Annotated in this window: 27 protein-coding genes; 25 read left to right on the top strand and 2 right to left on the bottom strand. The window is 69.2% G+C overall.

Translation table 11 applies throughout. From position 1 onward, the window contains the following. The first annotated feature begins 201 nt into the window (after positions 1–201). From rplN to miv_RS06110, 25 genes are all read left to right on the top strand, one after another. Positions 202–570 carry a 50S ribosomal protein L14 gene (gene rplN / locus miv_RS06230; RefSeq protein ID WP_048425823.1) on the top strand — a complete coding sequence of 123 codons (369 nt, stop codon included), beginning with the start codon at positions 202–204 and terminating at the stop codon, positions 568–570. Continuing rightward, the gene (gene rplX / locus miv_RS06225) at positions 570–887 is read left to right on the top strand and encodes a 50S ribosomal protein L24 (protein ID WP_048425824.1); all 318 of its coding nucleotides are present in this window, start codon (positions 570–572) and stop codon (positions 885–887) included. Before rplN ends, rplX begins: the two co-directional genes overlap by 1 nt. Continuing rightward, the gene (gene rplE / locus miv_RS06220; protein WP_048425825.1) at positions 880–1,446 is read left to right on the top strand and encodes a 50S ribosomal protein L5; all 567 of its coding nucleotides are present in this window, start codon (positions 880–882) and stop codon (positions 1,444–1,446) included. Before rplX ends, rplE begins: the two co-directional genes overlap by 8 nt. 41 nt (positions 1,447–1,487) lie before the next feature. Next, positions 1,488–1,793, top strand: a complete 306-nt coding sequence (rpsN, locus tag miv_RS06215) for a 30S ribosomal protein S14 (protein WP_048425826.1) — start codon at positions 1,488–1,490, stop codon at positions 1,791–1,793. Between the two features lie 16 nt (positions 1,794–1,809). Next, complete coding sequence (gene rpsH, locus miv_RS06210; protein WP_048425827.1) at positions 1,810–2,205, top strand: 30S ribosomal protein S8; 396 nt, start codon at positions 1,810–1,812, stop codon at positions 2,203–2,205. A 36-nt stretch (positions 2,206–2,241) separates the two neighbouring features. Then, positions 2,242–2,775: a 50S ribosomal protein L6 gene (gene rplF / locus miv_RS06205; protein ID WP_048425828.1), complete on the top strand. Its 534-nt coding sequence runs from the start codon at positions 2,242–2,244 to the stop codon at positions 2,773–2,775. Positions 2,776–2,784: 9 nt separating this feature from the next. Further along, the gene (rplR, locus tag miv_RS06200) at positions 2,785–3,147 is read left to right on the top strand and encodes a 50S ribosomal protein L18 (protein WP_048425829.1); all 363 of its coding nucleotides are present in this window, start codon (positions 2,785–2,787) and stop codon (positions 3,145–3,147) included. A 158-nt stretch (positions 3,148–3,305) separates the two neighbouring features. Next, positions 3,306–3,887, top strand: coding sequence for a 30S ribosomal protein S5 (gene rpsE / locus miv_RS06195; protein WP_048425830.1), 582 nt, complete (start codon positions 3,306–3,308; stop codon positions 3,885–3,887). Positions 3,888–3,899: 12 nt separating this feature from the next. After that, positions 3,900–4,094 carry a 50S ribosomal protein L30 gene (gene rpmD / locus miv_RS06190; RefSeq protein WP_048425831.1) on the top strand — a complete coding sequence of 65 codons (195 nt, stop codon included), beginning with the start codon at positions 3,900–3,902 and terminating at the stop codon, positions 4,092–4,094. Positions 4,095–4,104: 10 nt separating this feature from the next. After that, on the top strand, positions 4,105–4,593 hold the full coding sequence (gene rplO / locus miv_RS06185) for a 50S ribosomal protein L15 (protein ID WP_048425832.1): 489 nt from the start codon (positions 4,105–4,107) through the stop codon (positions 4,591–4,593). A gap of 131 nt (positions 4,594–4,724) precedes the next feature. Then, a complete protein-coding gene (gene secY, locus miv_RS06180) occupies positions 4,725–6,062 on the top strand; it encodes a preprotein translocase subunit SecY (RefSeq protein WP_048425833.1) in 1,338 nt (445 codons plus the stop codon). 242 nt (positions 6,063–6,304) lie between these two features. Next, positions 6,305–6,904 carry an adenylate kinase gene (locus miv_RS06175; protein ID WP_048425834.1) on the top strand — a complete coding sequence of 200 codons (600 nt, stop codon included), beginning with the start codon at positions 6,305–6,307 and terminating at the stop codon, positions 6,902–6,904. A 207-nt stretch (positions 6,905–7,111) separates the two neighbouring features. Continuing rightward, positions 7,112–7,480, top strand: a complete 369-nt coding sequence (rpsM, locus tag miv_RS06170; protein ID WP_048425835.1) for a 30S ribosomal protein S13 — start codon at positions 7,112–7,114, stop codon at positions 7,478–7,480. Positions 7,481–7,628: 148 nt separating this feature from the next. Beyond that, a complete protein-coding gene (gene rpsK, locus miv_RS06165) occupies positions 7,629–8,018 on the top strand; it encodes a 30S ribosomal protein S11 (protein WP_015928609.1) in 390 nt (129 codons plus the stop codon). Between the two features lie 64 nt (positions 8,019–8,082). Next, on the top strand, positions 8,083–8,967 hold the full coding sequence (locus tag miv_RS06160) for an MBL fold metallo-hydrolase (RefSeq protein ID WP_244748893.1): 885 nt from the start codon (positions 8,083–8,085) through the stop codon (positions 8,965–8,967). Between the two features lie 100 nt (positions 8,968–9,067). Continuing rightward, positions 9,068–10,105 carry a DNA-directed RNA polymerase subunit alpha gene (locus miv_RS06155; protein ID WP_210344715.1) on the top strand — a complete coding sequence of 346 codons (1,038 nt, stop codon included), beginning with the start codon at positions 9,068–9,070 and terminating at the stop codon, positions 10,103–10,105. A 150-nt stretch (positions 10,106–10,255) separates the two neighbouring features. Then, positions 10,256–10,678 carry a 50S ribosomal protein L17 gene (gene rplQ, locus miv_RS06150; RefSeq protein WP_048425837.1) on the top strand — a complete coding sequence of 141 codons (423 nt, stop codon included), beginning with the start codon at positions 10,256–10,258 and terminating at the stop codon, positions 10,676–10,678. A 130-nt stretch (positions 10,679–10,808) separates the two neighbouring features. After that, positions 10,809–11,072 (top strand): PepSY domain-containing protein, encoded by a 264-nt coding sequence (locus tag miv_RS06145; protein WP_048425838.1) that lies wholly within the window; start codon positions 10,809–10,811, stop codon positions 11,070–11,072. A 153-nt stretch (positions 11,073–11,225) separates the two neighbouring features. Next, positions 11,226–12,497 (top strand): aspartate aminotransferase type Ic, encoded by a 1,272-nt coding sequence (locus tag miv_RS06140; RefSeq protein ID WP_207181897.1) that lies wholly within the window; start codon positions 11,226–11,228, stop codon positions 12,495–12,497. 295 nt (positions 12,498–12,792) lie between these two features. Then, positions 12,793–14,196: an alpha/beta hydrolase gene (locus tag miv_RS06135; protein WP_207181896.1), complete on the top strand. Its 1,404-nt coding sequence runs from the start codon at positions 12,793–12,795 to the stop codon at positions 14,194–14,196. Further along, a complete protein-coding gene (locus tag miv_RS06130; RefSeq protein WP_207181895.1) occupies positions 14,193–15,746 on the top strand; it encodes a GMC family oxidoreductase in 1,554 nt (517 codons plus the stop codon). Before miv_RS06135 ends, miv_RS06130 begins: the two co-directional genes overlap by 4 nt. Next, entirely contained in the window at positions 15,743–16,621 is an 879-nt protein-coding gene (locus tag miv_RS06125) for an SDR family oxidoreductase (RefSeq protein ID WP_207181894.1), read from the top strand. The genes miv_RS06130 and miv_RS06125 overlap by 4 nt, the downstream gene beginning before the upstream one ends. Positions 16,622–16,818: 197 nt before the next feature. Further along, complete coding sequence (gene dps, locus miv_RS06120) at positions 16,819–17,373, top strand: DNA starvation/stationary phase protection protein Dps (protein WP_048425843.1); 555 nt, start codon at positions 16,819–16,821, stop codon at positions 17,371–17,373. 193 nt (positions 17,374–17,566) lie between these two features. Further along, complete coding sequence (locus miv_RS06115; protein WP_207181893.1) at positions 17,567–17,827, top strand: hypothetical protein; 261 nt, start codon at positions 17,567–17,569, stop codon at positions 17,825–17,827. A gap of 2 nt (positions 17,828–17,829) precedes the next feature. Beyond that, positions 17,830–17,973, top strand: coding sequence for a hypothetical protein (locus tag miv_RS06110; RefSeq protein WP_158004007.1), 144 nt, complete (start codon positions 17,830–17,832; stop codon positions 17,971–17,973). A 3-nt stretch (positions 17,974–17,976) separates the two neighbouring features. Here miv_RS06110 and ilvN read toward each other — a convergent pair whose 3' ends face one another. Together ilvN and miv_RS06100 are read right to left on the bottom strand one after the other, a co-directional pair. Next, positions 17,977–18,519, bottom strand: coding sequence for an acetolactate synthase small subunit (gene ilvN / locus miv_RS06105; protein WP_048425845.1), 543 nt, complete (start codon positions 18,517–18,519; stop codon positions 17,977–17,979). Positions 18,520–18,540: 21 nt separating this feature from the next. After that, positions 18,541–20,319: an acetolactate synthase 3 large subunit gene (locus tag miv_RS06100; RefSeq protein WP_048425846.1), complete on the bottom strand. Its 1,779-nt coding sequence runs from the start codon at positions 20,317–20,319 to the stop codon at positions 18,541–18,543. Positions 20,320–20,351 lie beyond the last annotated feature (32 nt).

Genomic DNA, 20,351 nt, shown 5'->3' with positions numbered 1-20,351 from the left:
GTGTAATCGGCCGGCCTCCACCGAAACATGAAGGGCGTGTGACGCGCTCCTCATCGCGTTCGTTGACCGCGCCAGCGCGAGCAATCGCGCTGCAGCGCGGTCTTTTAATGGACGGGGACGCGAGATCCCCATCAGGCTGCCGTCCGCCGGGCAATCGTGCCCGACGGAGACCTGCCTGAAACAAGGAAAGGGCGTTAGGCCGTGATCCAGATGCAGACGAATCTGGACGTCGCCGACAATTCCGGCGCACGTCGCGTGATGTGCATCAAGGTGCTCGGCGGTTCCAAGCGCAAGTATGCCGGCGTCGGCGACATCATCGTGGTGTCGGTGAAGGAGGCTATTCCGCGGGGCCGCGTGAAGAAGGGCGACGTCATGAAGGCGGTCGTCGTTCGCACCGCCAAGGACGTCCGTCGGGCCGACGGTTCGGTGATCCGCTTCGACCGCAACGCGGCGGTGCTGATCAACAACCAGAAGGAGCCGATCGGCACGCGTATCTTCGGACCCGTGCCGCGCGAGCTGCGGGCTCGCAACCACATGAAGATCATCTCGCTGGCGCCGGAGGTGCTGTAATGGCTGCGAAGGTGAAGAAGGGCGACAAGGTCGTCGTCCTGACCGGCCGCGACAAGGGTCGCACCGGCGAGGTCATCCAGGTGATGCCGAAGGAAGACCGGGCGCTCGTCCGGGGGATCAATCTGGTGAAGCGCCATACGCGCCAGACCCAGACCTCCGAGGGCGGGATCATCTCCAAGGAGGCGGCGATCCACCTGTCGAACCTGGCGGTCGCCGACCCCAAGGACGGCAAGCCCACCCGGGTTGGTTTTCGCATTCTGGAAGACGGGCGCAAGGTTCGCTTCGCGAAGCGCTCGGGAGATCTGATCGATGGCTGAGGCGCTCAAGGACGGGTACACCCCGCGGCTCAAGAAGCACTACGAGGAAGTGGTGCGTCCCAAGCTGATCGAGGAGTTCGGCTACACCAACCCCATGCAGGTGCCGACGATCGAGAAGATCGTCGTCAACATGGGCGTCGGCGAGTCGACCCAGGACTCCAAGAAGGCCACGGTCGCCGCCGAGGATCTCGGCCTGATCGTCGGCCAGAAGCCGGTCATCACCCGGGCCCGCAAGGCGATCGCGACCTTCAAGGTCCGCGAGAACATGCCGATCGGCTGCAAGGTCACACTGCGCAAGCAGCGGATGTACGAGTTCATGGATCGCCTGATCACCATTGCGCTGCCGCGCGTGCGTGACTTCCGCGGCCTGAACCCGAAGTCGTTCGACGGGCGCGGCAACTACGCCCTCGGGATCAAGGAGCACCTGGTGTTCCCCGAGATCAACTACGACAAGGCCCAGAACACCTGGGGCATGGACATCGTCGTGGCGACCACCGCCAAGACCGATGCCGAGGCCCGGGCGCTCCTGAAGCACTTCAACTTCCCGTTCCGGCAGTGAGGGCTGACCGCCCCCATACGCGGACACTGGAGAGCTAGAACATGGCTAAGACGAGCAAGATCGAGAAGAACAAGCAGCGGCGGGAGCTCGTGAAGCTCTACGCGCCGAAGCGCGAGGCGCTGCTGGCGACCGCCAACGACGAGTCGCTGTCGATGGAGGAGCGCTTCGAGGCGCGCCTCAAGCTGGCGGAGCTGCCCCGCAACTCCAGCCCGACCCGCATCCGCAACCGCTGCGAGATGACCGGCCGTCCCCGCGCTTACTACCGTAAGCTCGGCATCTCCCGCGTCGCGCTCCGCGACCTGGGTTCCCGGGGGCTGATCCCCGGTCTGGTCAAGTCCAGCTGGTAAGGGGAGGGCGCCACAGATGATCAACGATCCCGTGGGCGATATGCTCACCCGCATCCGCAACGGCCAGATGCGTCGTCGCAACGTCGTGCAGACCCCCGGCTCCAAGCTGCGGGCGCGCGTCCTCGACGTCCTGAAGTCCGAGGGCTACATCCGCGACTACGCCACGACCGATTACGGCAACGGGCGCACCGAGTTCGCGATCGAGCTCAAGTACTTCGACGGCCAGCCGGTGATCCGCTCGATCGAGCGCGTCTCCAAGCCGGGCCGCCGGGTCTACTCGTCGGTCGATACCCTGCCGCGCGTCGCCGACGGCCTGGGCATCACCATCGTCTCCACCCCTCAGGGCGTCATGGCCGACCACGAGGCGCGCGAGCGCAACGTCGGCGGCGAGGTGCTCTGCAAGGTCTTCTGACCTGCAGACCCTGACAGCCGAAAAGGAAAGACGAGCATGTCCCGCGTAGGCAAGAAGCCCGTGACCGTCCCGGCCGGCGTGACCGCCACCGTCGACGGCCAGAACGTCAAGATCAAGGGCCAGAAGGGCGAGCTGCAGTTCCGGGTCCCCGACCAGGTGTCGGTGGCGCACGAGAACGGCGCGATCTCGGTCCAGCCCCGGTCGCAGTCCAAGGAGGCCCGCGCGATGTGGGGTCTCTCCCGCGCCCAGGTGTCGAACCTGGTCGAGGGCGTCACCAAGGGCTACGAGAAGAAGCTCGAGATCAACGGCGTCGGCTACCGTGCTGCGGTTGCCGGCAAGGTTCTCAAGCTGTCGCTCGGCTACAGCCACGACATCGAGTACGCGATCCCGGAAGGGATCTCGATCGCCACGCCCCGGCCGGTCGAGATCATCGTCACCGGGATCGACAAGCAGCGCGTCGGTCAGGTCGCGGCGGAGATCCGCGATTATCGCGGCCCCGAGCCCTACAAGGGCAAGGGCGTCAAGTACGCCGGCGAGTTCATCTTCCGCAAGGAAGGCAAGAAGAAGTAAGGACCGCCGATGTCTCGCAAAATCGAACTGCTCGACCGGCGCCGCGCGCGCGTCCGGCGGGCGATCCGCAAGGCGGCCAACGGTCGTCCGCGGCTCTCGGTGTTCCGCTCCTCCAAGCAGATCTACGTCCAGGTCATCGACGACGCGACCGGCCGCACCCTGGCCGCCGCGTCGAGCCTGGAGAAGGACCTGCGCGGCCGTCTCAAGACCGGCGCCGACAAGGCCGCCGCGACGGAGGTCGGCAAGCTGGTGGCGGAGCGTGCCAAGGCGGCCGGCGTGAGCCAGGTCATCTTCGACCGCTCGGGCTACCTCTATCACGGCCGGGTCAAGGCCCTGGCCGACGCGGCCCGCGAGGGCGGCCTGGACTTCTGATCCCGCGCGAGGGGAGGGCGCTCGTCGAGCGCCGCCCCTTCCGGATCGGCACGATGTCCCAGGAGACGAGGGGGCCGACGCGGCTCCCTCTCTCGTTACGGCGGATCGAAACTTTGCGAGCGGGACCGCCGCCCGCGTCAGTCGAATGGACATGACACATGGCACGTGAGCGTGAGGGTCGTCGCCGCGACGACCGCGAGGAGCGCGACAGCGAGTTCGTGGACAAGCTGGTCCACATCAACCGCGTCGCCAAGGTGGTGAAGGGCGGCCGTCGCTTCGGTTTCGCGGCGCTCGTCGTCGTCGGCGACCAGAAGGGCCGCGTCGGTTTCGGTCACGGCAAGGCCCGTGAGGTTCCCGAGGCCATCCGCAAGGCGACGGAAGCCGCCAAGCGCGGTCTCGTCCGCGTGGCGCTCCGCGAGGGCCGCACCCTGCACCATGACGTCCAGGGCCGTCACGGCGCCGGCAAGGTCATCCTGCGCGCCGCCCCGGCCGGCACCGGCATCATCGCCGGCGGCCCGATGCGCGCCGTCTTCGAGACCCTGGGCATGCAGGACGTCGTGGCGAAGTCGCTCGGCTCCTCGAACCCCTACAACCTCGTGCGCGCCACCTTCGACGCGCTGAAGAACGAGGATTCCCCCCGTTCGGTCGCGGCCCGCCGCGGTCTCAAGGTGTCGGCCCTCCAGGCCCGCCGTCGTGACGCCGACTCGGCCGCTTCGGCCGATTCCGCCGACGCGGCGTAAGGAGGCGCTCCGATGGCTGAGAAGAAGACCGTCCGCGTGCAGCAGATCGGCTCGCCGATCCGCCGCGAGGCCAGCCAGCGTCAGACGCTGGTCGGCCTGAAGCTGAACAAGATGCACCGCATCGCGACGCTGGAGGACACCCCCTCGGTGCGCGGCATGATCGCGAAGGTGCATCACCTCGTGCGCGTTCTCGACGACGCGGCTTGAGGAGGGCATCATGAAGCTCAACGAAATCCGTGACAACGAAGGCGCAACCAAGAAGCGGATGCGCGTCGGCCGTGGTATCGGCTCCGGCAAGGGCAAGACCGGCGGCCGTGGCGTGAAGGGCCAGAAGGCGCGCTCCGGCGTCGCCATCAAGGGCTTCGAGGGCGGCCAGATGCCGCTCCACCGTCGCCTGCCCAAGCGCGGCTTCAACAACCCGGGCGCGACCGACCTCAACGCGGTCAACATTGGTCGCATCCAGCAGGCGGTGGATGCCGGCAAGCTGGACGTCTCGGCTCCCGTGACCGTCGAGTCGCTGATCGCCGCCGGCGTGGTCTCCAAGGCCCGCGACGGGGTGAAGATCCTCGGCGTCGGCGAGCTGACCGCCAAGCTGACCTTCCAGGTTTCCCGGGCGTCGAAGTCGGCGGTCGAGGCGATCGAGAAGGCCGGCGGCTCGGTGACCCAGTCGCTCGCCACCGCCGACGACGCGGTTGCGTCGGCCTAAGGCACACTTTAAGTCACCGATCATCGGCGGCGGCCCGTGCGACCAGCGCGAGGCCGCCGCTCGTGTTTTGGGGGATGCCCGCGCATCCCTGGCCGCGCTCTCTGCGGACCCGACCCGAGGACGTTCAACCCATGGCCTCTGCAGCCGAGCAGCTCGCCGCCAACCTCAACTTCGGCGCCATCGCCAAGGCCGAAGAGCTCAAGAAGCGGATCTGGTTCACGCTTGGCGCCCTGATCGTCTACCGGCTCGGGACCTACATCCCGTTGCCCGGCATCGATCCCGACGCGCTGCGCCAGAGCTTCGCCAACGCCCAGGGCGGCGTGCTCGGCCTGTTCAACATGTTCTCTGGCGGTGCCGTCGAGCGCATGGCGATCTTCGCGCTCAACATCATGCCGTACATCTCGGCCTCGATCATCGTGCAGCTGCTCACCTCGGTGGTGCCGTCGCTCGAGGGGCTGAAGAAGGAGGGCGAGTCCGGCCGCAAGGTCCTCAACCAGTACACCCGCTACCTGACGGTGGTGCTGGCGATCTTCCAGGCCTGGGGCATCGCGGTCGGGCTGCAGAGCTCCGGCGGCATCGTGCAGGACCCGGGGCCGTTCTTCCTCGTCTCGACCGTCATCACGCTCACCGGCGGTACGCTGTTCCTGATGTGGATCGGCGAGCAGATCACCTCGCGGGGCATCGGCAACGGCTCCTCGCTCATCATCTTCGCGGGCATCGTCGCCCACCTGCCCTCCGCCATCGCCGGCACCCTCGAGCTCGGCCGCCAGGGTGCGCTGTCGACGGTGGTGATCCTCGGCGTCGTCGTGATGGCGGCCGCCGTCGTCTACTTCATCGTGTTCATGGAGCGCGCCCAGCGCCGCCTCCTGATCAACTACCCCAAGCGCCAGGTCGGCAACCGGATGTACGAGGGCCAGACCTCGTTCCTGCCGCTCAAGCTCAACACCTCGGGCGTCATCCCGCCGATCTTCGCCTCGTCGCTGCTGCTGCTGCCGGCCACGGCGGCGAGCTTCCAGACCGATCCGAACGGCACCGGGATCATCGCCACCATGGCGACCTATCTCGGCCACGGCCGGCCGCTCTACATGCTGCTCTACGCGGCCCTGATCATCTTCTTCGCGTTCTTCTACACCGCGGTGGTGTTCAACCCGCAGGAGACGGCGGACAACCTGAAGAAGCATGGCGGCTTCATCCCGGGCATCCGTCCGGGCGAGCGCACCGCCGAGTTCATCGACAAGGTCCTGTCCCGCATCACGGTGATCGGCGCGGCCTACCTGACGGTGATCTGCCTGATCCCGGAGATCCTGGTATCCTACGCCTCGCTGCCGTTCTACTTCGGCGGCACCTCGCTGCTGATCGTGGTCTCGGTCACCATGGACACGGTGGCGCAGGTCCACGGCCATCTGCTGGCGCACCAGTACGAGGGTCTGGTGAAGAAGGCGAAGCTGCGCGGCGCCCGCCGGCGCTGATCGCGGCGCCCGGGCCGGTTCGCCGGCCCGGGTTCCCGGAGCGAGCCCTCGCGTCCAATGCCCTTGCGTCCGGGCGTCCGCCTGGCGCATGGTCGCTTCCCTTGCGCCGGTTCGGACGGGGGTCCGGGCCTTAGCGCATGGTCGGATTTCGGGTGCAACCGGTCCCAGGCTACAACGAGCATACAGGCCGCGCCGAGGACGAAGGATCTAAGGCGAGACGCGGCCGAGGGGAGAGACAGGTTATGCGGATCATTCTGCTCGGCCCGCCTGGCGCCGGGAAGGGCACCCAATCGGCGCGCATCGTCGAGCGGTTCGGAATCCCGCAGCTCTCGACCGGCGACATGCTGCGCGCCGCCGTCGCGGCCGGTACCCCGGTCGGCCTCAAGGCCAAGGCCCTGATGGAGAGCGGCGCTCTCGTCTCCGACGAGATCGTGATCGGCATCGTCGCCGACCGGATCGAGGAGGCGGATGCCCGCTCCGGCTTCATCCTCGACGGCTTCCCGCGGACCGTCGCCCAGGCCGTGGCCCTCGAGACCATGCTCTCCCAGAAGGGCCTGCGCCTCGACGCCGTGGTCGAGTTCAAGGTCGACGAGGACGCCCTCGTCGGCCGGATCGCGAAGCGCGCCGCCGAGACCGCGGCCCGCGGCGAGCCGGTGCGCAAGGATGACACGCCGGAGGTCTTCAAGACCCGGCTCGAGGCCTACCGCGCCCAGACGGCGCCGCTCTCGGCGCATTACGCCGGCACCGGCCTGCTGCGCCAGGTCGACGGCATGGCGCCGATCGACGAGGTGACGAAGCAGCTCGAGACGCTGCTGGCCCCGTTCCAGACCGTGTCCGCCTGAGGGCGGGGCGCGGTTGACAAGCCGGCGCGCCCGCGCTAGTGGGCGCTCCTTCGTTCAGACCCGGACGGCCCGGCGAGCCTCTTTGGAGGCCGCTCCGGGCCGATTTGCCGTCGGGACGGCGCGCAGGGGCCGGGCTCCACCGGACGCGCGCGACACCAGAAACATCGTCCCGGCCACGGCCGCGGACGTGATGGAGAGCAGGACACCATGGCCCGTATCGCCGGCGTCAACATCCCGACCAACAAGCGCGTCGTCATCGCGCTCCAGTACATCCACGGCATCGGCGCCAAGAAGGCCGAGGAGATCACCGAGAAGGTCGGCATTCCGGCCGAGCGTCGCGTGAACCAGCTCACCGACGCCGAGGTGCTGCAGATCCGCGAGACCATCGACCGCGACTACGTCGTCGAGGGCGACCTGCGTCGCGAAGTCTCGATGAACATCAAGCGCCTGATGGATCTCGGCTGCTACCGCGGCCTGCGTCACCGCCGCAACCTGCCGGTCCGCGGCCAGCGCACCCACACCAACGCCCGTACCCGCAAGGGCAAGGCGAAGCCGATCGCCGGCAAGAAGAAGTAAGCCGCGGTCAGCATAGGATCGGCGGGTCCCGGGATCAGGTCCCGAGGCCTGCCCGACACCGGCGGCGCGCCAGCGCCGCTCACGACACCCGCAAGACACGTCCCGAGCGCCTGGCACCACGGGCGCGCCTGAAGGATCGAAAGACAGTATGGCCAAGGAAGCAACCCGCGTCCGTCGTCGCGAACGCAAGAACATCGTGTCGGGCGTCGCCCACGTGAACGCCTCGTTCAACAACACGATGATCACCATCACGGACGCCCAGGGCAACACGATCTCGTGGTCGTCGGCCGGCGCCATGGGCTTCAAGGGCTCCCGCAAGTCGACGCCCTACGCCGCCCAGGTCGCCGCCGAGGATGCCGGCCGCAAGGCCGCCGAGCACGGCATGCGCACCCTCGAGGTCGAGGTCTCGGGCCCCGGTTCGGGTCGCGAGTCGGCGCTTCGCGCGCTGCAGGCCGCGGGCTTCACGGTGACGTCGATCCGCGACGTGACCCCGATCCCGCACAACGGCTGCCGTCCGCGCAAGCGTCGTCGCGTCTGATCGTCCCCACGTCCCGGGGAGCCCCTTGCGGGCTCCCCGGCCGACGGCCCGCGAAGAGGATTGCGTGTCGATAGCCCTCACCGCCGACTTCGCCCGCCCCGGCGTCCTCCCCTGGACGCTGGGCGATCGCGTTGTGGTCGCCCTGAACGACGGTCATCTCGTGGCCTCGCTCGGGCTGGTGCAGGGCATTCCCGCCGACGAGGCGGGGCGGCTGCAGGCGGAGGGGTTCCGGGACGCGGCCGCGCCGCGGATCACCGTGAACGCCTTCCTGATCCTCGGCGGGGCGAAACCCGTGCTGGTCGATGCCGGCATGGGGGCGGGCGGTCCCGACACCCTCGGCCACCTGCCGAAGGCGCTCGCCGCCTGCGGCGTGGCGCCCAAGGACGTCGGAACGGTGCTGGTGACCCACCTGCATTCCGATCACATCGGCGGCTTGATCGCGCAGGACGGCGCCGTGGCGTTCCCCAACGCCGAGGTGGTGATCCCGGAGGCGGAGGCCGCCTACTGGCTCGCCGAAGGCGCCGAGGCCCGTGCCCCGGAGGGCGCCAAGGCGGGCTTTCGCCGCGCGCAAGGCCTCGTTTCGGCCTATGGCGGCCGGATTCGCCGGGCCGGCGGGGGCGAGGTGCTGCCGGGGATCGAGGCGATCCCGGCGCCCGGCCACACGCCGGGCCACACCGCCTACCGGGTCCAGTCGGGAGACCGCTCCCTGCTGATCTGGGGCGACGTGGTGCATCTGCCGGCGATCCAGCTCGCCCGTCCGGAGGTCGGTCTGACCTTCGACGTGGACGGCGCGGTGGCGGCCGCCACCCGCAAGCGCATCCTCGACCAGGTCGCCGCCGAGCGCAGCCTGGTCGCCGGGATGCATCTCGATTTTCCGGCCCTCGGCTATGTCCGGCGCGACGGCGCCGGCTTCGCCTGGGTCCCGGAGCAGTGGAGCGCGGCGTCCTGACCGCCCCTGCTTCGAACGCGTGAGAGATCAGGACGGCGGTGTCTCCCGGGCGCGGGAGGGATCGCGAGGGGAGGGCCCTTCGGGGTTGCCCCGGTGTAAGTTGGCGAGAGGTGCGAACGTGGTCATTCAGAAGAACTGGCAAGAGCTGATCAAGCCGAACAAGCTCGAGGTCACCCCCGGGCACGACCCGAAGCGGATCGCCACCGTGGTGGCCGAGCCGCTGGAGCGCGGCTTCGGCACCACCCTCGGCAATTCGCTGCGCCGGGTCCTCCTGTCGTCGCTCCAGGGCGCCGCCGTCACCGCCGTCCAGATCGACGGCGTGCTGCACGAGTTCTCGTCGATCCCGGGCGTTCGTGAGGACGTCACCGACATCGTCCTCAACATCAAGACCATCGCGATCCGCTCGTCCAGCGACACGCCCAAGCGCATGACCCTGCGCAAGACCGGCCCAGGCTTGGTCACCGCCGGCGACATCGCCACGATCGGCGACGTGCAGATCCTCAACCCCGACCTGGTGCTCTGCACGCTGGACGACGGCGCCGAGATCCGCATGGAGTTCACGGTCTCGGCCGGCAAGGGCTACGTCCCGGCCGACCGCAACCGTCCCGAGGACGCCCCGATCGGCCTGATCCCGGTCGACGCTCTGTTCTCGCCGGTCACCAAGGTGTCCTACCGCATCGAGAACACCCGCGAGGGCCAGGATCTCGACAAGGACAAGCTGACCATGACGGTCGAGACCAACGGTGCGGTCTCGCCCGAGGATGCGCTGGCCTACGCCGCCCGCATCATCCAGGACCAGCTCCAGATCTTCGTGAACTTCGAGGAGCCCCGCAAGGAGGAGGCCGCGCCGCTGGCGCCGCAGCTGCCCTTCAACCCGGCGCTGCTCAAGAAGGTCGACGAGCTCGAACTGTCGGTCCGCTCGGCCAACTGCCTCAAGAACGACAACATCGTCTATATCGGCGACCTCATCCAGAAGACCGAAGCGGAGATGCTCCGCACCCCGAACTTCGGTCGCAAGTCGCTCAACGAGATCAAGGAAGTGCTGGCTGCGATGGGCCTGCACCTCGGCATGGACGTTCCCGGCTGGCCGCCGGAGAACATCGAGGATCTCGCCAAGCGCTTCGAAGAGCATTACTGAGCCGGTCGCGGCGCGGGATTCCAAGTCCCGCGCCGCCACTCCGGATGCGCCCTCCGATAGGGGGCGTATCCGGAGTGGCGGTCCTCCGCCCTCGCACCACAAAGGACGGCCGACCCGTGGCACGGCGGCCGAGAACCAAAGGAGAGAGCCATGCGTCACGGTTTCCGGGGTCGTCGCTTCAACCGCACCGTCGAGCATCGCAAGGCGATGTTCTCGAACATGTCGGCCGCGCTGATCAAGCACGAGCAGATCATCACCACCCTGCCGAAGGCCAAGGACCTGCGTCCGGTCGTCGAGAAGCTGATCACGCTGGGCAAGCGCGGCGACCTGCATGCCCGCCGTCAGGCGATCGCGGCTCTGCGCGGCGACGAGGTGATGGTCAAGAAGCTGTTCGACGTGCTCGGCCCCCGCTACGAGGGCCGTCCGGGCGGCTACTGCCGCATCATGAAGGCCGGCTTCCGCTACGGCGACAACGCCCCGATGGCGGTGATCGAGTTCGTCGACCGCGACGTCGATGCCCGCGGCAAGGATTCCGGCCCGGTCCAGGTCGCCGACGAGACCCCCGCGGAGTAATCCGCCCGACCTTCTCGACGTCTTCGAAGGCGGCCCTCGCGGGCCGCCTTTCTTCTTTGGCGGGAACCTCGCGCCCCGGCGCACGATCTCCCTTGCGGCATCCACAGCCCGCGAAGGGAGACGTGACCTCATGACCAAGCTGACCATTCCGGCCCTCGCCGCCCTGATCCTCGCCGGCAGCAGCGCCGGTGCCCTCGCCGACAAGGTCGGGGCCGACTGGATGCCGATCGGCCAGGTGATCCAGAAGGTCGAGGCTGCCGGCTACACCCAGATCTCCGAGATCGAGGCCGATGACGGCCATTGGGAAGGAGAGGGGATGAAGGACGGCAAGCCGATGAAGTTCAAGGCCGATCCCCGCACCGGCGCCATCCTGTCCGAGAAGGCCGGCAAGTAAGGGCTGCCGGACGACGAAGCCGGCAGGGGGCGGCGGGTCGGATTATCCCGGCCGGCGCCATTCCGCAGGGGAGCCCTGCCGGCAAAACGCTGGATTCCCAGGGGCGGGAGGCGCAAAGGTGGCGCGCCTTTCCGTCCACCAGCGAACCGTCCCATGACTGCCATTCCTGCGCTTGCCGATCTCCAGGCCCGTTACGCCGCCCTGCAGGGGCGCGGCCTCAAGCTCGACATGACCCGGGGCAAGCCGGCGCCCGAGCAGCTCGACCTGTCCGAGGGCCTGTTCACCCTCCCGGGCAACCGCGACCACCGCACCGAGAGCGGCGAGGATGCCCGCAACTACGGCGGCGTGCAGGGTCTGGCCGAGGTGCGGGCCCTGTTCGCGCCGGTGGTCGGGGCGTCGCCGGACCGGATCGCCATCGGCAACAATTCGAGCCTCGCGCTCATGCACGATTGCATCGCCTACGCGCTCCTGAAGGGCGTGCCCGGCGGGACGCGGCCATGGGCCAAGGAGGAAGAGATCCGCTTCCTCTGCCCGGTGCCGGGCTACGACCGCCACTTCGCCCTGTGCGAGACCTACGGCATCGGCATGATCCCGGTGCCGATGACCGCCGACGGTCCGGACATGGATGTGGTCGAGCGCGAGGTCCGCGATCCCCGGGTGAAGGGGATGTGGGCGGTGCCGCAATACTCGAACCCCGGCGGCGAGACCTATTCCGATGCCACCGTCGAGCGCCTCGCCCGGATGGAGACCGGCGCGCCGGATTTTCGGCTGTTCTGGGACAACGCCTACGCGCTGCACCACCTGACCGAGCGCCGCCCGACCCTGCGCAACGTCCTCGACGCTTGCGTGGAAGCCGGCCACCCGGACCGGGCGATCGTCTTCGCCTCGACCTCGAAGGTGACGCTGGCCGGTGCGGGCCTGGCGATGCTGGCCTCGTCGGAGGGCAACATCCGCTGGTACCTCGCCAATGCCGGCAAGCGCAGCATCGGGCCGGACAAGCTCAACCAGCTCCGGCACGTCCGCTTCCTGCGCGACCAGGGCGGGCTCGACGCGCTGATGGACGGCCACCGCCGCCTGCTGGCGCCGAAGTTCAAGGCCGTCACCGAGACCCTGGCCCGCCATCTCGGCGGCACCGGCGTCGCGCGCTGGAGCGAGCCGGAGGGCGGCTACTTCATCCTGCTCGAAGTGCCGGTGGGCTGCGCCACCCGCGTGGTGACGCTCGCCGCCGCCTGCGGGCTGGCGCTGACGCCGGCCGGCGCCACCCATCCCTACGGGCGCGACCCGCAGGACAAGCTGCTGCGCCTCGCCCCCTCCTATCCGAAGCCCGCCGAGGTCGAGGCCGCGGCCGAGGTGGTGGCGGTCTGCGTGCTCCTGGCCGCCGCCGAGAGCCGCGAGGCCGGCGGGAGCGGGCAGGTGGCGGCCTGAGGGCAGGCCCGTAACGACGCAGGTGACCGGCGGTCGGTCCGCCGGTCACGCACATCAGGCGGCGCGTCCTCATCCAGGATGACGACGGCTCGCGACGGCGTGAGATGCGTCTCACGCCGGTCTTCCGGTCCGAGCGTCGAATCGAAGTCGATTGCTGACCGACAGGGATCCGGACGACATCCCGGCCCGATCGCCGACTCTTACGTTCACCATTCGACATAACATCCCGGGGTGCTGCAAGGCGCCGCGGGCGAGCGGCCGTTGACGCAGCGCAGCGCCGCGCGATGTCGCCGGCATGATTGACGAACCCGTTCTCTTCTGCCTGCACTTCCTCGGAGGCAGCGCCCGTGAATGGCGCCCGCTCGCCGAGCGCCTCGGGCCCGCGGCGCGCTGCGTCGCCATCGACCTGCCGGGCTTCGGCGACGCGGCCGGTCATCCCGGCGGCGACGTCGCCGCCATGGCCGACCATGTCGCCGCCCGCATCGAAGCCGAGGGCCCGTCCGGGCCCTGGCTCATCGCCGGCAACAGCATGGGGGCGAAGGTCGCCCTGGCGCTCGCCCGCCGCCACGAGGACGGCGATCCCGCCCTCGCGGGTCTCGCCGGGCTGGTCCTGATGGCCGGCTCGCCGCCTTGCCCTGAGCCGATGGCGGAGGAGCGCCGCCGGGCGATGATCGCCTGGATCGACGCCGATCCGGAGACCCGCCGGCGGGAGGCGGAGGCCTTCGTGTCGGCGAATGTCGGCGCGCCGCTCTCGCCCGAGGATCATGCCCAGACCGTCGAGGACGTGCTGCGGGCCAACCCGGACGCCTGGAAGGCCTGGCTCACCGGCGGCGCCAACGAGGATTGGCGCGACCGCATCGGTCTCCTTCGGGTCCCGGCGCTGGTGGTCAGCGGAGCGCAGGACGGCGATCTCGGGCCCGAGGCGCAGGCCGCGCTGACCCTGCCTCACCTCGCCCGCCACCGCCACGTCGTCGCGGTGGGTGCCGCCCACCTGCTGCCGCTCGAGCGGCCGGACGAGATGGCGACGCTGATCCGCGCTTTCCTGGCCGCGCCGCCGGAGGAGGCGGAGGCGCCGCTCCTGCCGCCGGCCTTCGCCGCGCTGATGGGTTCGGAGCGGGTCAATACCCGCCTGCGCACGACGCTCCGCGAGCGGATGCGCGAACCCGACGGGCCGTTCTGCTTGAGCGTGGAAGCGCGCGCGACGCTCACCGCCTGCCTCGACCGGGTGCTGCCGCAACCGGGGCCGGGGAGGATCGACCTCGCCCGCCGCATCGACGCGCGGCTCGCCTCCGGCACCGGGGACGGCTGGCGCTTCGTCACCCTGCCCCCGGACGCGGAGGCCTATGAGCGGGCGCTCCGCACCGTCGATGCCGCGGCCCGCGACGCCCACGGGCACCCCTTCGCCGCGTTGGACGCGTCCGAGCAGGATGCTCTTCTCGCCCGGGCCGCCTCCGGCGATCTGCCCGAGTGTCCCGACGGCCTCGCGCCGGACCTGATGACCTGCTGGTTCGAGGAAGTGCGGGGCGAGGCGGTGCGCACCTTCCTCGCCCACCCGGCCGGCCTCGCGGCGATCGGCTTTACCGGCATCGGTGCCGGCGGCGACGAGGCGGAGGCCCTGCCGGGCTACCGCCTGACCGGCCTGAACGAGCGCGAACCCTGGGAGCAACCCGTCCTCGAGACCGTGGGAGACGCCCGATGAACCTCTCGGGGCAGAACCGTTACAACACCGACGAGGTCGTCGACGTGGTGGTGGTCGGTACCGGCGCGGGCGGGGGACCGCTGCTGGCCGAGCTGGCGGCGGCCGGCCTCAAGGTCGTGGCACTGGAGGCCGGGCCGAACTTCGACCCGGCCGGGTACGGCTTCGACGAGACGCTCGCCGACGAGATCTACTGGACCGAGGAACGCCTGAGCGGCGGCTCGACGCCGGAGGCCTTCGGCGCCAACAACAGCGGCACCGGGGTCGGCGGCTCGACCCTGCATTGGGGCGCCTTCGTGCCCCGGGCCGACCCACGCGACTTCCGCCTCAACACCGAGAGCGGCGAGGGCTGCGACTGGCCGATCGACCACGCCGAGCTGGTACCGTTCTACGACCGGGTCGAGGCCTTCATCGGCACCTCCGGCCCCACGCCCTATCCCTGGGACGAGGCCCGTCGCTTCCCGCTGCCGCCGGTCCTACGCAACGGGCCGGCCCAGCTGATGGCCTCGGCCTGCGACCGGCTCGGCATCACCGCGACCGACGCGCCGGCCGCCGTGGTGTCGCGCGACTTCACCGTCGATCCATCGGTGCCGGAGCGCAAGGCCTGCATCCATTGCGGCTTCTGCCACCAGGGCTGCCGCACCCGCGCCAAGGCCAGCATGGACGTGACCTACCTGCCGCTGGCGGTGGCGCGGAGTGCCGAGATCCGCGCGGAGGCCCGAATGCACGGGGTCGAGCGCGACAGGGCCGGTCGTATCACCGCCGTGATCTACCGCAGCGGCGGGCGCGACCATCGCCAGCGTTGCGCCCACCTTATCCTGTGCGCCGGCGCCGTCGAGACGCCCCGCCTCCTGCTCCACCTCGATCTCGCGACCGGGAGCGGCCAGGTCGGGCGCAACTATATCGGCCACGTCGCCACGCAGGTCTGGGGGACCTTCGCCGACGAGGTGGGGATGAACCGGGGCTACCCGTCCTCGCTCATCACCGAGGACTACACCCGGCCGAAAGGCGCCGACTTCGCCGGCGGCTACCTGGTCCAGAGCCTCGGCGTCGAGCCGCTGACCTGGGCCAACTCCGTCGCCCGCGGCCGGGGGCTGTGGGGGCCGGCGCTCACCGACTACCTGCGGCAGTACAACCGCGTCGCCGGCATCGGCATCAACGGCGAGACCCTGCCCTGCGACGCCAACGTCCTGACGCTCTCGGACGAGACCGACGCGCTCGGGATGCGCAAGGCGCGGATCGATTTCGGCTACGGCTCGAACGAAGAAAGGCTCAACGCCCACGCCACCAAGGTGATGCGCGAGATCTGGGAGGCGGCGGGGGCGACGGATATCTGGGTCCTGGAGCGCGTCGCCCATACGCTGGGCACCTGCCGGATGGGGCGGAACCCGGACACCTCCGTGGTCGATCCTCAAGGGCGCAGCCACGAGGTCGAGAACCTCTGGATCTGCGACGGGTCGGTCTTCCCGAGTTCGCTCGCGGCCAATCCGGCGCTCACCATCATGGCGTTGTCCTTGCGCACCGCCGGCGCGTTCCTGAAAGGCACTCGATGACCGACGATCCCCGTGCGGCCTATCCCCGGCCGCCCTTCCCGGGGGCGCAGCAGCAGCCGCGCCCCGGCCTCACCGGCCCGATGGACCCGGCGCCGGACCACGGCGAGGAATCTTACGTCGGCAAGGGCCTGCTCACCGACAGGATCGCGCTAATCACCGGGGGCGATTCCGGCATCGGCCGGGCCGTCGCCATCGCGTATGCCCGGGAGGGCGCCCACCTGGCGATCTCCTACCTCGACTCCGAGGAGGAGGACGCGCAGGAGACCAAGGCCTGGGTCGAGAAGGCCGGCCGGCGCTGCCTCCTCCTGCCGGGCGACCTGCGCGACGAGGCGCATTGCCGGGCCATCGTCGCGAAGACCGTGGCGGAGTTCGGCCGCATCGACGTGCTCGTCAACAACGCCGCCGCCCAGGTGGTGAACGAGGGCCTCGACGACGTCACCGCCCACGACGTCGAGGGCTCGTTCCGCGCCAACGTCTTCGCGATGATCTACCTGGCGCAGGAGGCCGTGAAGCATATGCGGCCGGGCTCGGCGATCGTGAACTCGACGAGCCAGCAGGCGAAGGTCGCGGATGCCAGCATGCTGGTCTACGCCGCCACCAAGGGGGCGATCAGCACTCTGACGGTCGGGCTGTCGAACCTCCTCGCCCCGAAGGGCATCCGGGTCAATTGCGTCGCCCCCGGCCCGGTCTGGACGCCGATCCAGCCGATCGTGAAGACGCCGGAGCAGATCGAGCAGCTCGGCGCCGACACGCCGCTCGGCCGGGCCGGCCAGCCGGCGGAGCTGGCCCCGGCCTATGTGCTGCTGGCCTCGCGGGAGGGCAGCTACATGACCGGCGCGCTCGTGCCCGTCACCGGCGGGCAGCCGATGCTCTGACGGAAGGTCAGGGTTTCACCCGGCGGGCTGTCCGGCTGGGTACCCTGCCCTAGCTCCTCCGGTATCGGACGAGCCCGATGCCGGATCGTCCAACCGCCCCGAAGAAAAGCGCGGGACGGGTCACGAAACCTCGCCGCAGCACCGGAACGGCTGCCCCTCGGCCTCGTTGTTGCGGCAAATCCACGGAGATCACCGACATGGCGGATTCCAAGGGCAAGGCCGGCGAGCCGCGCCAGCACCGCACCCGCAACGACACCGACTCGAACGCCAAGCGCGTCTCGATCGAGACCCTGAACGCGCGCCTCGCCGACGGCATCGACCTGGCGCTCAACATCAAGCAGGCGCACTGGAACTTGAAGGGCCCGCAATTCATCGGCATCCACGAGATGCTCGACGGGTTCCGCACCGAGATCGATGATCTCAACGACAAGGTCGCGGAGCGGGCCGTGCAGCTCGGCGCCACGGCGCTCGGCACTGCCTCGGTCGTCGCCGCCTCCTCGAAGCTCACCCCCTATCCGACCGACGTCTACGCCATCGCCGACCACCTCTCGGCCCTGATCGACCGCTACGCGGCCTATGCCAACGCCGTGCGCGAGAACATCGACCAGACCGACGAGGCGGGTGACGCCGGCACCGCCGACCTGTTCACCGAGGTCTCCCGCGCGGTCGACAAGCAGCTGTGGTTCCTCGAGGCCCACGTCCAGGAGCCGACCGGCGCGATGCGCGACGGGGACGGCAAGGGCGCGCGCTGAGGCGGGGGGATTTCGGGGCCGGTGCTTGAGCCGGCCCCGGCTTGGAATACCCTTCCCCTTCTGATGATGCTGAAGAAGGAAAACGTCGTTCGCCTCCCCGTCGATCGGGGAGGCATTTTTGTACGGAGAGACGGTCATCGACGGCGGAGACGCGATCGGTTACGTCGGGTCACGAACCGATGAGGCAGCCCGCGTGTCCAAGGCAGCGCCCGATGCGGCGGAGATCGCTGCCCGTCGCAAGCATGCAGCGAAGCGCCTGAACGAGCATGTCAAGCTGTTTGCGGCCTACGTGAACGCTATGGCAATCGCCGTCGCTGGTGCGGCCACCATCGTACCGCTGGTCAATAACCCGAACGCGACCTTGGGGCAGTCGCATCTCTCTTGGTTTATGGCCTCTCTCGGCTTACATTGTATTAGTCACGCGGTGATCCGACTTCTGCGCCGGGAGGAGTGACGATGCCCTGGGATGCCACCCTCGCGATGCTCAGCTTTGCCTTGTTCATCTCGGTGACGGGCCTCGCCACCCTGGGTTTCGCCGTCTACCGTTTCGAGCGGAAGTACGGCCAGGCGGGGCGCACCGGCACCCCGCCCGCCGAGTAGCGCTTACATCGCCTCCGCGCCGCGCCCCATGGCGGCGACGCCGGTGCGCGAGACCTCGACCAGCCCCACCGACGCCATCAGCTTGACGAAGCGGTCGATCTCCTCGGTCGAGCCGGTCAGCTCGAACACGAACGAGTTCAGCGTCGCGTCGAGGGTGCGTGCGCCGAAGGCGGCGGCGAGCCGCATCGCCTCGACCCGGTGGTCGCCCTTGCCGGCGACCTTCACCAGCGCCAGCTCCCGCTCCAGCGAATCGCCCTGAAGCGTCAGGTCGACCACCCGATGCACCGGCACCAGCCGGTCGAGCTGCGCCTTGATCTGCTCGATCACCGCGTTGGTGCCCGTCGTCACGATGGTGATGCGGGAGATGTGCCGGGCGTGCTCGGTCTCGGAGACCGTCAGGCTCTCGATGTTGTAGCCGCGGCCGGAGAAGAGACCGGCGATGCGGGCGAGCACGCCGGGCTCGTTGTCGACGATGACCGCCAGGGTATGGCGGTTCACCGGCTCGACGCGGACCGGATCGGGGTAGTGGGTGTTCATGGCGTTCATCGTCCTCAAACCCTGTCCCGATCAGACCAGCATCTTGCCTTCGTCGGAGATGACATCCCCTAAGTCCGCCCCGGTCTCGCCGAGGTAGTCCGAGAGCAGCATCTCGTTATGCGCCTTGCCCGACGGGATCATCGGGAAGCAGTTCTCGGTCTTGTCGACGATGCAGTCGAAGATCACCGGGCCGTCATAGTCCAGCATCTCGGCGATCGCCGCGTCGAGGCTGCCGGGATCCGAGCAGCGGATGCCCTTGGCGCCGTAGGCCTCGGCCAGCTTGACGAAGTCGGGCAGGCTCTCCGAATAGCTCTCGGAGTAGCGCGAGCCGTGCAGCAGCTGCTGCCACTGGCGCACCATGCCCATGTACTCGTTGTTCAGGATGAAGATCTTGACCGGCAGGCGGTACTGCACGGCGGTCGACATCTCCTGGATGTTCATCTGGATCGAGGCTTCGCCGGCGATGTCGATCACCAGGGCGCCGCGATGCGCCAGCTGGGCGCCGATCGCCGCCGGCAGGCCGTAGCCCATCGTGCCGAGGCCCCCGGAGGTCATCCAGCGGTTCGGCTCGTCGAACTTGTAGTACTGGGCCGCCCACATCTGGTGCTGGCCGACCTCCGTGGTGACGTAGGTCTCGCGATCCTTGGTCGCCTCGTAGAGGCGCTGGACCGCGTATTGCGGCTTGATCGTGGTGCCCGACGGCCAGTAGCCGAGGCATTCGCGCGCCTTCCAGCCGCGGATCTTCGACAGCCACTCGGTCAGGCGGCCCTGATCGGGCTCCGGCGTCACCGCCCGCCACTCGCGCAGCATGTCGGCGAGGACCGAGCCGCAATCGCCGACGATGCCGATATCGGCCTTGACGGTCTTGTTGATCGACGAGGCGTCGATGTCGACGTGGATCTTCTTGGAGAACGGCGAGAAGGCGTCGAGACGGCCGGTGATGCGGTCGTCGAAGCGGGCGCCGATGCAGATCATGACGTCGCATTCGTGCATCGCCAGGTTGGCCTCGTAGGTCCCGTGCATGCCGAGCATGCCGAGGAACTGCGGGTCCGAGCCCGGGAAGGCCCCTAAGCCCATCAGCGTCGAGGTGACCGGGAAGCCGGTGGCGCGGGCGAGCTCGCGCAGCAGCGCCGAGGCCTCCGGCCCGGCATTGATGACGCCGCCGCCGGTATAGAAGACCGGCCGGCGCGCACCCGCCATCAGCGCCACGGCGGCGCGGATCTTCTCCGGGTCGCCCTGCGTCTGCGGATTGTAGGTCTTGTGGCTGTTGTCGACCGGGCGGCGGTAGACGCCGCTGGCGAACTGGATGTCCTTCGGCAGGTCGATCACCACCGGGCCGGGCCGGCCGTGCGAGGCGACGTAGAACGCCTCGTGCAGGATCCGCGGCAGGTCCTCGATCGATTTGACCAGGTAATTGTGCTTGGTGCAGCTGCGGGTGATGCCGACCGTGTCGCATTCCTGGAACGCGTCGGAGCCGATCAGGTGCGTCGGCACCTGGCCGGTGATGCAGACGAGCGGGATCGAATCGAGCAGCGCGTCGGTCAGCCCGGTGACGATGTTGGTGGCGCCCGGCCCCGAGGTGACGAGCACGCAGCCGACCTTGCCCGACGAGCGGGCATAGCCCTCGGCGGCGTGCACGGCGCCCTGCTCGTGCCGCACCAGGATGTGCTTCACCGAGTCCTGGTGGAAGAGCGCGTCGTAGATCGGCAGCACCGCGCCGCCCGGATAGCCGAACAGGGTGTCGACTCCCTGATCCTGAAACGCCCGGATCACCATCTCGGCGCCCGTCATGACCTCGCCCGCACTCATCGTCGCGCTCCCGTTCCTTGGTCTCGTCCGCG

Origin of the sequence: Methylobacterium indicum, from assembly GCF_017347565.1 — a bacterium.
Lineage (GTDB): Bacteria > Pseudomonadota > Alphaproteobacteria > Rhizobiales > Beijerinckiaceae > Methylobacterium > Methylobacterium indicum.
The sequence above is the reverse complement of the archived record's forward strand: the minus strand, read 5'-3'. Positions and strand labels throughout refer to the sequence as shown.